We start from the raw sequence: 12289 nt of genomic DNA, 5'->3' as shown, positions 1-12289 counted from the left end.
CCATACCTGCTACGTACAATAAGAAATGTACAACGAGATAAATAAAAATTCAATTTCAAGAAAGGTGTGATTTTAGTGGATTATAAAGATCATGAAAATCACGAGAACTCAAACTTACAATCTTATGATGAAAATACAACAAACCAACCAGTAGAAGAAGAAGAGCAAGTCGAAGAGACGTATTCGACTTCTTCAGCTCCATCAGAAGAACTGAAACCTCCAAAAAAAGACAAGGGTAGATCATCTAGCACATTTAAAATGTTACTTAGCAGCGTAGTTGGTGGTTTAGTTGTAGCAGCTGTTGGAACAGGTTTAATTACTACAGGTGTTATACCTTTAGATCATGATAACGAAACCACTCCATCCGCACAAACTAGTCAATCGAATGAAGAGTCCGTAGCTTCAAGCGATGTCGTTCAAACATTATCATCGGAGGATGATGCGACATCCATTCAACAAGCAATTCAACAAAATACAGAAGCAGTAGTCGGCGTATCAAACATCCAGAATACTAGTTTATGGAGTGAATCAGAAGCATCGGGCACAGGTTCTGGTGTGATTTATAAAAAAGAAGATGGCAAAGCCTATGTCGTCACAAACTATCACGTAGTTGAAGGTGCTAATGAACTAGAAGTCGTTATGGCGAACGGGGACAAAGTACAGGCTAAGCTATTAGGTGGAGATGAACTTAGTGATTTAGCTGTCTTAGAAATGGACGGTAGCAAGGTGAAACAGGTAGCCAACCTCGGCTCTTCTAGTAGCTTAGAAGTTGGACAAACCGTAATCGCAATCGGAAATCCACTTGGCACGGAATTCGCTGGTTCTGTAACAAAAGGCATTATTAGTGGGTTAAATCGCTCGGTAGAAATGGATCTAAACTCAGATGGTCAGGCAGACTGGACAACTGAAGTTATTCAAACCGATGCAGCCATTAACCCAGGTAATAGTGGTGGTGCTTTGATTAACGCGAACGGGGAAGTAGTTGGAATTAACTCTATGAAGATTGCACAAGAAGCTGTTGAAGGAATTGGATTTGCTATTCCAATGGATACTGCAAAACCAATCATTCAACAATTAGAAGAGAATGGTCACGTGGATCGTCCATTCATTGGAATTAGTGCAGTGGCACTTAGTACCGTTCCAGAAAGAAACAAACAACAAACCTTAAAGCTTGGGGAAGACGTAACTGATGGAGTAGTCATTGCACAGGTGCAAGTAAACTCTCCAGCTGATGAAGCATCCTTAAAGAAATACGATGTCATTACAAAAATTAATGATCATGCAATTACCAACATGATGGATTTAAAGCAATACCTTTATGGTAGCACCGAAATTGGAGATAAAATCGAGATTACGTATTATCGGGATGGACAAAAACAAAAAACATCACTAACTCTAGGAGAGCAAAATCAAGAGCAAAGTCAACAACAATAACACGTGAACCTACCCTCTGGGGTCTCCCCCCCTTTTTTCTCCAGAGGGTATTCATATAAATGGAAAAGGATGGGCGTCATCTGACGCCCATCCTTTTACTATTCACCCAAAAAATAAATCTAAAATGTTACTACCTGTGGAGCTTTGCTTATTGTAAAACTCTGAATATCCACATTGTTTGCAAAAAACAACAATGAATTGATTATGCTGGACATCAAACATCTTGGATAATCCTGTCCCACTCATGGATACTTCCTTTTGACCTGCATCTGTGCTTCCACATTTCATGCAACCCTTATGCTCTGACATTAGTACATCCTCCTCTTATATCTTCTATATACGATGATACAGAATAAAAGGTTTCTTTTAAACCGAAAAAAAGAGGACGCATACACGTCCCCTTTTAGTTAGCTATACAATATACTACTGACCTCATTCTGGTCCAAATAGTCTTCATACATTTCATGGTCTAGGTTTACCCCATCATAATTACCTTCCATGTCTGTAATTATGAACCCTTCAATTTCTTCGGCACTCCCAATCATCTCTCCCGAATGGAAGAACATATCATTAAAATTTTTATCTGTATTATAAAAGTCAGATGGCGTTTCAGAAGTCCCCCATGAACTAACTCGTTGCCACGCATCTTCTGGATCAAATACTGTTGATTCCTCCTCATCCACAGAGGATTCCATTTCTGTAATACTTGGGTGAATAACATCTTCCTCAACAGGACGGTTCGTTGAAATATTTTGTTCTTGCGAATGTCGAATACAACGGGTTGCCGTTGGTAATGCATACAATCGTTCAACAGGAATGTCTTGTCCACATTCTTCACATTGACCATACGTCCCATTTTCAATTTTCTCGAGGGCATGATTTATATCTTGCCATTCCTGCTCATGGTGATCATTTAAAGCAATATCCTTTTCTCGCTCATAAAGCTCTGTTCCATGGTCACCAGGATGGTTATCGTAGTTCGACAACTCACTTACAGACTCCTTAATTAACTCAAACTTTGTTCCAAAGTGATCATCTAGTACTTGACTTAACTCACCTCGACGCTCCATAAGCCTAGCTTTACATTGATCGACCTCATCACGGCTAATCATGTTGTATCGCCTCCTGACATTTTGTCTTTATGGGGCAATATTAGTATAACCGCAAATAAATCGCTCAATAGAATTAGATTATGGAAATGACGGTAAATGGTCTCTTACTTTTTTAACAGCATATCGACGTGAGGAATACCATCCTCTAAGTACACGTCCGAAATTTCTTCAAAGCCAAAGGAACCATAAAATCTCCGCAAATATTCCTGACCTTGAATCTTTATCTCTTTCTCTTGCCACTCATTTATGATGTAATCAATCGAGCGTATCAATAGCTCTTTCCCATATCCACCTCCGCGGTAATTGGAATGAACCAATACTCTCCCAATAGACGCCTGACAATACGTGGACCCTGGCGGCAACAATCTGGCATATGCCACGATATCTTTATCATGATGTAAATATAAATGGACCGCTGCTTGATCATGGTTGTCTAATTCTGGATAAGGACAGTCCTGCTCCACAACAAAGACGTCGATCCTTGCTTTTATAATTTGATAAAGCTCCAGAGCTGTTAATTCGTCAAAACGCTTATACATCCATTCCATTCCGTTCTCCCCCATATACACAAGTGTCTTTATCGTAAATGACCAAGTAGAAGATGTAAATGATTTCGCCTTATGGTAACATCATGTAAAATGTAGCACATGCATGTGCCAAGAACCTATCTCCACTACCGGAAAACAAAAGGAGGACCAACCGTGTCGGATCGTTACCTTTATATGTTAGGCGGAAAATTAGAGCAACCGGAAGCAATGAAAGCTTTTTTACAAAGAGCCGGGGGACAAAAGGCTTCCATCGCCTTACTCATCATCTACCGGGAAGGTTGGGAAGACTATCTCCCAAACTATACGAAATATTGGGATCTTGAACTGAGCCAAATTTACACGATTGTCTTAAACCCAAATACTTTATCAAATGTTAAAGAAATACTAGATACCATAGACCAAGCTACTGGTGTTTTTATTGGTGGTGGCCATACAAAAACATACTACGATTGCTATGTTAAATCGCCAATAAAGGATGCTATTATTCAAAAATACCGTGAGGGAACACCAATCGGAGGAAATTCAGCTGGTGCACTCATTATGCCAGATAAAGTACTCTTGTCCCCACATGATACAGACGACGAATTACCGTGGATTGGGGATGGATTAGGTTTATGTCCAAACGTAGCAATTAGCGTTCACTTTAGCCAATGGAATGATCAAGAACATTTAATAAAAGGAATAGAAAGGCTACAAGTACCTATAGGATATGGAATTGATGAAAAAGCATGCTTAGTGTTTAAAAATGAGAAGCCTCACCATCAATATGAAGTATCCGATCATACAGTCCACACCTTTTACCGTTAATAAGCACTTCTTTAAAGAGGATTTTACAGTCTACTTGTAGAATTACAATTCTTACATAAGGGGGAACGAATATGAGCACACAAAAGAAAACGATTGGATTCATTGGTACAGGAGTAATGGGTGGCAGTATGGCTGCTCATTTAATTCAAGCAGGCTACCAATTAAACGTGTTCACACGAACCAAGAGTAGAGCTAAGTCACTCCTTCAACAAGGAGCCACGTGGAAGGATTCTGTAAAAGAACTAGCTAAGGAATCAGACGTCATCATTACCATCGTTGGGTACCCATCAGATGTAGAAGAAGTGTATTTAGGGGAAGAAGGACTGTTAAACCACGCGAGACCTGGTTCCTATTTAATTGATATGACAACATCGAAACCGTCCTTAGCGAAAGAAATTTTCGAAAAAGCTAAAATAAAGGACCTCTTTGCTTTGGATGCACCTGTATCTGGTGGAGATTTAGGAGCTCGTAATGGAACATTGGCCATTATGGTAGGTGGAGAAGAAAAGGTATTCGAGGATATGCTACCAATATTTGAATTAATGGGTGAAAATATTCAATTACAAGGTCCTGCTGGTTCCGGTCAGCATACAAAAATGAGCAATCAGATTACAATCGCATCGAACATGATTGGTGTCTGTGAAGCGGTTACCTACGCGCAGAAAGCTGGTCTTAATCCTAGTAAAGTCTTGGATAGTATCACAACAGGTGCCGCCGGTAGCTGGTCCCTTAGTAACCTAGCTCCAAGAATGATTGCGGATAACTATGACCCAGGCTTTTATGTGAAACACTTTATAAAAGACATGAAAATAGCTTTAGAATCAGCTAAAGAGCTTGGACTATCCACTCCTGGATTAGAATTGTCCCTTTCGCTCTATGAAAAACTAGCTGCTGAAGGCAATGAAAACAGCGGTACACAAGCATTAATCAAGCTGTTCCAAAAAACTAAATAGAATGGAGTAACGAGTCCATGCCTATCAATTTTCATTCCAAGGATATAAAAACAAGCTATACGACCCGGACAGCGGATTCTTCTTGGAAGGATTTACTCTCTCGTCATATTGATTTCCCGTCTATATCTCTTGCTGCAGATATTGGGTGCGGTGGAGGTATTTACGCAAAAGCACTTATTGATTTAGGAGTCAGCGAAGTAGTCGGCATTGATTTCTCTGAATCGATATTAGAAGGTGCACGGGAAGCTTGCCAGAACTACCCTTCCATCCATTTTAACTATGGAAGTGCATCTAAAACCAATCTTGAGGACTCTAGTGTGGAAGCCATCCTGGAAAGGGCGTTAATTCATCACATTCAGGATCTTCTTCCTGTCTTTCAAGAAGCACACCGTGTATTAAAGAACGATGGAGTATACATTGTTCAAGATCGAACACCTGAAGATTGTCTCCTTACTGGTTCCGAAGAACACATACGAGGCTATTTCTTTGAATTGTTTCCTCATTTAGGAAAGATGGAAGAAAAAAGAAGACACCGTTCTGCAGAAGTGATTCGGGCAATGAGCAATGCTGGCTTCTCGAAAGTGGAGACAATTCCATTGTGGGAAACTCGCAATGTATATGAGAAAAAGGAGCAGCTGCTGCAAGATATACAGACCAGAACCGGACGGTCTATTCTTCATGACTTAACCGATGATCAACTACAATCCTTAGTCGAACACATCGACAAGCAGTTACCCGACGGGAAGGTTACGGAAAAAGATCGCTGGACAATCTGGCTAGCCTACAAATAAAGAGTGCATCCTTGAAAGGATGCACCCTATTCCAATCTATTTTGTCTAATTATAGACGCACAACATTAGCCGCTTGCGGTCCGCGTTCGCCTTCAACGATTTCAAATTCAACTTCTTGACCTTCATCAAGCGTTTTGAAACCTTCGCTTTGGATAGCAGAGAAGTGTACGAAAACATCGTCTCCATCCTCACGTTCGATGAACCCAAAACCTTTGTCTGCATTAAACCATTTTACTTTACCTGTCATAGTTCATGACCTCCTTACAATAAAAAGTACAAAGTAATTGAATGGAATTACCTTTACACCGCTTATTGTTAAAGAGATCGTAAAGAAATATTCAACCATCCACTTCCTTTTGTTTCTTCACTTTACTACTTTTTCCTTTTTAAAGCAAGTTACCGTAAGGTCTTTACAATAAATTTACCAACTTCACAATTGTATTGATTTTACAAACAAACTTTTGTTAAAATATATCCTTGCAAGAGATGATGTAATTGAATATCCGACCTAACATTTATATCTTGCAAATATAAATAGGATAGGTGGTAACCAATCATGGAAAAAGGAAACTATCAAGTATTGTTGTACTACAACTATGTAAACATTGAGGATCCAGAGCAATTTGCTGCAGATCACCTCAAATTCTGTAAGGAATTAGAATTAAAGGGAAGAGTACTCGTTGCTAAAGAAGGAATCAACGGGACTGTATCGGGAACAATAGAGAATACCGATAAATATATGGAAGCGATGCATAGCGATCCTCGTTTCGAAGACATGGTATTTAAAATTGACCAAGCTGATAGTCATGCATTCAAAAAAATGCACGTTCGTCCTCGTCCTGAACTGGTAACTCTTCGCTTAGAAGATGATGTTAATCCGAGAGAAACAACCGGTAAGTACCTTAGCCCACAAGAATTTTATGAGGCTATACGTGATGAAAATACTGTTGTATTAGATGCTCGTAATGATTATGAATATGATCTTGGCCATTTTAGAGGGGCCATTCGTCCAGATATAGAAACATTCCGTGAGCTACCAGAATGGGTGGAAAACAACCGTGAGCTTTTAGAAGGCAAAAAGGTAGTCACTTATTGTACAGGTGGAATTCGTTGTGAGAAATTCTCAGGCTGGTTAGTGAAAAAAGGCTTTGAAGATGTAGGCCAATTACACGGCGGAATTGTCACATATGGAAAGGACCCAGAGGTTCAAGGAGAGCTTTGGGATGGACAACTTTATGTGTTTGATGAAAGAATCGCTGTGCCTGTAAACAAAAAAGAACATGTTGTTGTCGGGAAAGATTACTTCGACGGCCAACCTTGTGAACGTTACGTTAATTGTGCAAATCCGGAGTGTAACAGACAGATGCTTTGCTCCGAAGAGAATGAACACAAGTATATGAGAGGCTGCAGTCATGAATGCCGTACTTCTCCTCGTAACTTATACGTGCAAGAGCATGGATTGACAGAAGAAGAAATCCAAGCGAGACTTGACCGTATTGAACAAGAAGATCACGCTGTAAGCTCAAACTAAAAAACAGGAAGTTCCATAATGGAGCTTCCTGTTTTACTTTTCAAGCAATATTTTTGACGAGTTCTATTCATCTTGCTAACTTATAAAAAAAGGAGGCGGCGTGGAGATGAGCGTTTATGACTACTCTGCTTTAACTATTAAAGGAGAAGAAGTATCGCTTGAACAATATAAAGGTAACGTTCTCTTAATCGTAAATACGGCCACCAACTGTGGATTTGCTCCTCAATTTGACGGATTACAAGAGCTGTATGAATCCTATAAGGATCAAAAATTTGCTGTTCTCGGATTTCCGAGCAATCAATTCATGAATCAGGAACCACGTTCTGAATCAGAAATAGAGCAGCATTGTAGATTAAATTACGGGATTGACTTTCCTATGTTCGGGAAAGTCGACGTAAAAGGCCCGAATGCTCACCCCTTATTTGAATACTTAACAAATAATGCACCAGGGGTATTAACCAAACAGGTGAAATGGAATTTTACCAAGTTTTTAGTCGATGCATCCGGTCATGTTGTAAACCGATACGCACCTCAGACGAAACCAGAACAAATAAAAGAAGATATAGAGAAACTTCTCTCTAATGCATGAGAAAAGGAGCCAAATTGGCTCCTTTTATTTATCGTCTTCTTCTTCCTCGTCATCTTCCTCTTTTTTCTGCTTTTCAGCTGCTTTTGATTTTCCTTCTGCTTGTTTTTCTGCCTTTTCCTTAGCCTTTTCTGCAGCTTTTTGTTGTTGTTCTTCTGCTTTCTCGGCTGCTTTTTCGGCTGCTTTTTGTTGCTTTTCAGCAGCTTTCTCTTCTGCTGCCTTTTGTTTCTCCTCAGCCTTTTTCTGTTTCTCTACCGCTTTCTCTGTAGCTTTTTGCTGTTTTTCTGTTTGTTTTTCAGAATTAGCACGTACCTGCTCAGCCTCTTCTTTACTACTAGAGTCTGTTGCTGTAGTCACAGCAGTTGAAGACCCTTCTTCCGATTCATCTAATGGTGTGTCTTGTTCTTCATCCTCTGCGGGGGCGTTTTCCTCAGACGATGCATCCGCATCTACTTCCTCTTCCTTCGCTTCCTCTGCATCGGGCTGTCTTGAAACAATTTTCTCTAGTCGTTTCTCGTAACTATCTAATTTCTTACTTAACTTTTTAACTGTTTTTTCATCCCCACTAGCTTCTGCTTCTGCTAACAAGGTTTGCAAATAATCCGCTTTTTTCTGATAAACCACTTCTTTAATATCTGTCATCGTAAAGCCTAGTTCAGCCATTACTGTATCTAGGTCAGATTCATTCAGCATTGTAGCAATTTCTTCTGATGTCTTACCAGAGAGTTCCGCTAAAGAGATTACTTTTGCTATCTCTCCATACCCAAGCTCAGCTGCTCTTAAGCTTTTTACGGTCTCCAAGTCAAACCCTTTTGTCACGTTAGCAACAAGGTACGCCTGATCCTGTACTTCTTTCACTTCTTCTAATTGATCTTCACTTAATTCTGACTCTAGATCCTCGTCAAGTTCAGAAGCCTCTTCTAATTCCTCACTTATTTCTTCCAGGTTTTCTTCACTTACCGTATCATCTTCTATCACTTCCGAAACTTCCTCTTGTGCCTTATTCAGTAAATCTTGATAGGAATCCATAAGTTCCTCTAAGAAATCCGCTTTTTCCTCGTCTGACAATTCGGTAGCTTCCGCCAAACGTTCTTCTGCAAACTGAATCAGAAGCTCCGCTTCTTTTTCCGAATCGGAAGTAAACACTAATTGCAGGTTCTCGATTAACTCATCTAAGCTATACAAAAATTCTCCTGGTAGTGCCCCAGCCTCTGACTCGACGCTATCTTGAGCTGTTGGCACAGCAGCAGAAACTTGTCCACCAAATCCTAATGCTAAAATGACGGTTGCGGGTATAATAAGTTTTTTCATGTTTTTTCCTCCTATTTCATCCAATAGGCATTCCACAAAAAAAACTAATCCGAAGATTAGTTTTTTTATCTCTTCGGTAGCTGGCAGGCATCATTCAATTGAATCTTAGCCCCTATAGCTTTGCGTCCCTCCGTTTCCAAAGGTTTGCCTTTATCGGATGTGTATATTTATTACTTTTATTATAAATGTATTTTCCTTTCGCGTATAGTCCCTTTTTTATAGGAAATACCTTCCACTAATATGCTTTGGCCCAGTAAACCAGCTGAGTAGCTTCCTTCCCACAGCATACACAATGACCAGCTCGGTTTTCCTGCTCGAAAGGAATACAGCGAGAGGTTGCACCTGTCTCTTCTTTTATATTCTCTTCACATGCTTTATCCTCACACCACATCGCTTCTACAAAGCCAGGATTTTGCTCTAATGCCTGTTTGAATTCAGCAAACGTCGTTACATTCGTCGTTTTCTCTTCACGGTGAGCTAGTGCTCGATCATATAAGGTTTGTTGAATGTCTTCTAATAAAGCAGGAATAATGGTGGATAGTTCATCCATGGCAACGAAGCTTTTTTCCCCTGTATCTCGTCGAACAAGCACTACTTGGTTCTTTTCGATATCCTTAGGACCGACTTCTAAGCGAAGTGGAATTCCCTTCATTTCATATTCATTGAATTTCCACCCAGGCATTTTGTCACTCGCATCTATATCGACACGAGCAAACTCTGCAACTTGACCTTTCAATTCGTATGCTCTTTCTAGGACGCCTTCCTTATGCTGAGCAATCGGAACAATCATAACCTGTGTTGGCGCAACTCTTGGTGGTACAACAAGTCCCCGGTTATCCCCATGGACCATAATCAATGCGCCAATTAAACGTGTTGTGATGCCCCAAGAAGTTTGATGAACATACTGTTGGTTCCCATTCTCATCACTGTACGTAATATCAAAGGCTTCCGCAAACCCTGTACCTAAATGGTGAGATGTACCCGTTTGTAGAGCTTTCCCATCATGCATGAGACTTTCAATCGTTAACGTATAGTTCGCTCCAGCGAATTTTTCCTTTTCCGTCTTCCTCCCTTTTATAACAGGTATGGCGAGGAAATCTTCACAAACCGTTGCATACACGTCAAGCATTTTTCTCGTTTCTTCAGCAGCATCTTGCTCTGTCGCATGACAAGTATGCCCTTCCTGCCACAAGAATTCTAACGAACGTAAAAATGGTCTAGTAGTCTTTTCCCAACGAACTACGTTACTCCACTGATTGTAAAGCTTTGGCAAGTCTCGATAGGAATGAATAATTTTCGAATAGTGCTCGGCAAACAGCACTTCTGAAGTAGGTCGAACTACGAGCCGTTCTTGAAGCTCTTCACTTCCTCCATGCGTAACCCAAGCTACCTCTGGCGCAAAGCCTTCAATGTGGTCCTTCTCTTTTTGCAATAAGCTTTCTGGAATGAATAACGGGAAATACATGTTTTGATGGCCCGTGTCTTTAATTTTCTTATCTAGTACATCTCTAATATTTTCCCAAATGGCATATCCATATGGACGAATAATCATGGATCCTCGAACAGAAGCATAGTCGACTAGGTCTGCTTGCTTCACAACATCCGTGTACCATTGGGCAAAATCTTCTTCCATAGCGGTTACTTTTTCTACAAACTGTTTATCTTTTTTACCCATTTCACTCACACCTTTTCCTTTTCTAAACACAAAAAAGCCTCCTGTCCTGTAAAGGGACCGAGGCTTGGTGGTACCACCCTAATTCATAACACATGTTATGCACTCTTCTTGATATCGGATTACTCCGTCGTTGCTTTTCAGCACAAAACTCCAAGGTAGGTTCTCATACGGCATCCGGAAATTTCGCACCATCCATTTCCTCTCTTGCAGAATGCTTCGTATCATACTAGTCCTTTTCAACGTTTATTCTTATGAATTTATACTTAAATATAAGAAGGAATGTTGAACTTGTCAAGTTGACCACTGGTACCATAGTAATGTAAGTTATGAAAAACCTGCTTGAATTATAATGGATACTCTAGATCGTTATGTTTAAAACGGTTAATAAGCATGAGTCCTGTACAACGATCTCGCAAATGGAAAGCTTCATTAAGGCTTTTGGCTACTAATGTATTCGCAATATGCAAATCACTTGTTGTAGTTGCACCACCTACTTGTTGTAACAAAAGCTTAATTTCATCGGGTTCCGGAAGTTCCTGCAATAGGGTTAGAATTTCACCCCCATGCTCTCTTATAATCCCACCATATTTGTCATCTTTCTCATAATCTATTTTTCCGAGTCGCTGTTTATACAAATCTGCAATGATTGCAGTTGCTACTCCTACTTTAGCGCCATGTAGTATCTGCTTTTTACCTTTTTTAAGAAAATCCATTTCCCAATAGTGAGACAAATGATGTTCTCCACCTGAAGCTGGTCTTGAATAGTCAAGGAGTAACATTACAAGTCCTGACTCAATTAAAGACTTCATGAGGATGAGCATTCCCTCATCACTACACGCCGCAATCTCCGATACATGGTCTACACATTGTCTCAAAGATTGCCGTGTCCGTTCTGCCGCTAGTTTATTATACGGCTCTCCTCCGATAAGTCTAGATATTTCCCAATCAAATAAAGATGTATATTTACCTAAAATATCCCCAAAGCCAGCTGCAGTCATTTCTTGTGGTGCTTTTCTAATAATATCAATATCAGCAAATAAAGCTACTGGAGCTGCTGTTTGAATGGTTTGCTTTACTCCTCTTAAAATGAGTGGAGAACCTTTTGATGTAAAGCCATCGACGGAGGCAGCTGTCGGCACAGAGATAAATGGAATATTCATCTTGTATCCACAGAATCGAGTAATGTCGTGAATCGTACCAGAACCAACAGCGATTAACACATCTGTGTGTTTTGAAGTCTCCACCATCAATTGAACCAAGGTAGCTTCATCTGCAACCACTTGATTATGCAGAGAGGCTTTTAATGAAACAACGATTGTTTCCATCCCACCGTCTTCTAACAAATTGTTCAGGTGCTTACCTGCTGCATTATACGTATTCTCATCAACCACTAAAGTAGCATGGCTATACTTCCTGTTTTCCAAATAAGGTGTTACTTTACTTAACGCTCCCCTTTCCACTAAAAGTTCAGGAAATCTTGGTTCTTCCTGACCAAGCTGTTTAGCAAGTTCATAGATATCCTGTGAAATTTCCACATAATC

The 12289-nt window shown here is 40.1% G+C and carries 13 protein-coding genes, 1 riboswitch and 1 other annotated feature; of the genes, 6 read left to right on the top strand and 7 right to left on the bottom strand.

The annotated features are described in order from the left end of the window. Window positions 1-75: 75 nt before the first annotated feature. Window positions 76-1434: a S1C family serine protease gene (locus tag FN924_RS02180; RefSeq protein WP_228409535.1), complete on the top strand. Its 1359-nt coding sequence runs from the start codon at window positions 76-78 to the stop codon at window positions 1432-1434. A 102-nt stretch (window positions 1435-1536) separates the two neighbouring features. Here the strand turns inward: FN924_RS02180 and FN924_RS02175 are convergent, their stop codons facing one another. The 3 genes from FN924_RS02175 to FN924_RS02165 all read right to left on the bottom strand — a co-directional run bounded on the left by FN924_RS02175 (window position 1537) and on the right by FN924_RS02165 (window position 3094). Further along, window positions 1537-1743, bottom strand: coding sequence for a zinc ribbon domain-containing protein (locus tag FN924_RS02175; protein ID WP_143891868.1), 207 nt, complete (start codon window positions 1741-1743; stop codon window positions 1537-1539). Window positions 1744-1841: 98 nt separating this feature from the next. After that, a complete protein-coding gene (locus tag FN924_RS02170; RefSeq protein WP_143891867.1) occupies window positions 1842-2546 on the bottom strand; it encodes a TraR/DksA C4-type zinc finger protein in 705 nt (234 codons plus the stop codon). Between the two features lie 104 nt (window positions 2547-2650). Beyond that, a complete protein-coding gene (locus FN924_RS02165) occupies window positions 2651-3094 on the bottom strand; it encodes a GNAT family N-acetyltransferase (RefSeq protein ID WP_143891866.1) in 444 nt (147 codons plus the stop codon). A gap of 153 nt (window positions 3095-3247) precedes the next feature. On the opposite strand from FN924_RS02165, the gene FN924_RS02160 reads away from it, so the two are divergent. The 3 genes from FN924_RS02160 (at window position 3248) to FN924_RS02150 (ending at window position 5645) form a co-directional block, all read left to right on the top strand. Continuing rightward, window positions 3248-3901: a Type 1 glutamine amidotransferase-like domain-containing protein gene (locus tag FN924_RS02160; RefSeq protein WP_158633908.1), complete on the top strand. Its 654-nt coding sequence runs from the start codon at window positions 3248-3250 to the stop codon at window positions 3899-3901. Between the two features lie 71 nt (window positions 3902-3972). Beyond that, window positions 3973-4854 carry an NAD(P)-dependent oxidoreductase gene (locus FN924_RS02155; protein ID WP_143891864.1) on the top strand — a complete coding sequence of 294 codons (882 nt, stop codon included), beginning with the start codon at window positions 3973-3975 and terminating at the stop codon, window positions 4852-4854. A gap of 17 nt (window positions 4855-4871) precedes the next feature. After that, window positions 4872-5645: a class I SAM-dependent methyltransferase gene (locus FN924_RS02150; protein WP_143891863.1), complete on the top strand. Its 774-nt coding sequence runs from the start codon at window positions 4872-4874 to the stop codon at window positions 5643-5645. Window positions 5646-5694: 49 nt separating this feature from the next. Here FN924_RS02150 and FN924_RS02145 read toward each other — a convergent pair whose 3' ends face one another. After that, window positions 5695-5892: a cold shock domain-containing protein gene (locus FN924_RS02145; protein WP_143891862.1), complete on the bottom strand. Its 198-nt coding sequence runs from the start codon at window positions 5890-5892 to the stop codon at window positions 5695-5697. A 309-nt stretch (window positions 5893-6201) separates the two neighbouring features. Between FN924_RS02145 and trhO the strand changes: the two genes are divergently transcribed. Both trhO and FN924_RS02135 read left to right on the top strand, forming a co-directional pair. Beyond that, window positions 6202-7176 carry an oxygen-dependent tRNA uridine(34) hydroxylase TrhO gene (gene trhO, locus FN924_RS02140; RefSeq protein WP_143891861.1) on the top strand — a complete coding sequence of 325 codons (975 nt, stop codon included), beginning with the start codon at window positions 6202-6204 and terminating at the stop codon, window positions 7174-7176. A 106-nt stretch (window positions 7177-7282) separates the two neighbouring features. Further along, entirely contained in the window at window positions 7283-7765 is a 483-nt protein-coding gene (locus tag FN924_RS02135) for a glutathione peroxidase (protein WP_143891860.1), read from the top strand. Window positions 7766-7789: 24 nt separating this feature from the next. Here FN924_RS02135 and FN924_RS02130 read toward each other — a convergent pair whose 3' ends face one another. The 3 genes from FN924_RS02130 to FN924_RS02120 form a co-directional block, all read right to left on the bottom strand. Then, window positions 7790-9073 carry a DUF5667 domain-containing protein gene (locus FN924_RS02130; protein ID WP_143891859.1) on the bottom strand — a complete coding sequence of 428 codons (1284 nt, stop codon included), beginning with the start codon at window positions 9071-9073 and terminating at the stop codon, window positions 7790-7792. Window positions 9074-9145: 72 nt separating this feature from the next. Next, a riboswitch (cyclic di-GMP riboswitch) is annotated at window positions 9146-9232 on the bottom strand. Between the two features lie 76 nt (window positions 9233-9308). Beyond that, window positions 9309-10748 (bottom strand): proline--tRNA ligase, encoded by a 1440-nt coding sequence (proS, locus tag FN924_RS02125; RefSeq protein WP_143897090.1) that lies wholly within the window; start codon window positions 10746-10748, stop codon window positions 9309-9311. A 49-nt stretch (window positions 10749-10797) separates the two neighbouring features. Beyond that, window positions 10798-10997: a binding site (T-box leader), on the bottom strand. A gap of 95 nt (window positions 10998-11092) precedes the next feature. Beyond that, entirely contained in the window at window positions 11093-12283 is a 1191-nt protein-coding gene (locus FN924_RS02120) for a sn-glycerol-1-phosphate dehydrogenase (protein ID WP_143891858.1), read from the bottom strand. Window positions 12284-12289 lie beyond the last annotated feature (6 nt).

It is taken from the genome of Radiobacillus deserti, from assembly GCF_007301515.1.
Taxonomy (GTDB): domain Bacteria; phylum Bacillota; class Bacilli; order Bacillales; family Amphibacillaceae; genus Radiobacillus; species Radiobacillus deserti.
This window is presented reverse-complemented; position numbering and strand designations above follow the sequence as displayed.

Bases quoted from the DNA above. Each gene is read 5' to 3' on its own strand.
- FN924_RS02175 (WP_143891868.1), bottom strand. From the start codon at position 1,743: ATGTCAGAGCATAAGGGTTGCATGAAATGTGGAAGCACAGATGCAGGT.
- FN924_RS02170 (WP_143891867.1), bottom strand. From the start codon at position 2,546: ATGATTAGCCGTGATGAGGTCGATCAATGTAAAGCTAGGCTTATGGAG.
- FN924_RS02165 (WP_143891866.1), bottom strand. From the start codon at position 3,094: ATGGAATGGATGTATAAGCGTTTTGACGAATTAACAGCTCTGGAGCTT.
- FN924_RS02155 (WP_143891864.1), top strand. From the start codon at position 3,973: ATGAGCACACAAAAGAAAACGATTGGATTCATTGGTACAGGAGTAATG.
- FN924_RS02150 (WP_143891863.1), top strand. From the start codon at position 4,872: ATGCCTATCAATTTTCATTCCAAGGATATAAAAACAAGCTATACGACC.
- FN924_RS02145 (WP_143891862.1), bottom strand. From the start codon at position 5,892: ATGACAGGTAAAGTAAAATGGTTTAATGCAGACAAAGGTTTTGGGTTC.
- trhO (WP_143891861.1), top strand. From the start codon at position 6,202: ATGGAAAAAGGAAACTATCAAGTATTGTTGTACTACAACTATGTAAAC.
- FN924_RS02135 (WP_143891860.1), top strand. From the start codon at position 7,283: ATGAGCGTTTATGACTACTCTGCTTTAACTATTAAAGGAGAAGAAGTA.
- FN924_RS02130 (WP_143891859.1), bottom strand. From the start codon at position 9,073: ATGAAAAAACTTATTATACCCGCAACCGTCATTTTAGCATTAGGATTT.
- proS (WP_143897090.1), bottom strand. From the start codon at position 10,748: ATGGGTAAAAAAGATAAACAGTTTGTAGAAAAAGTAACCGCTATGGAA.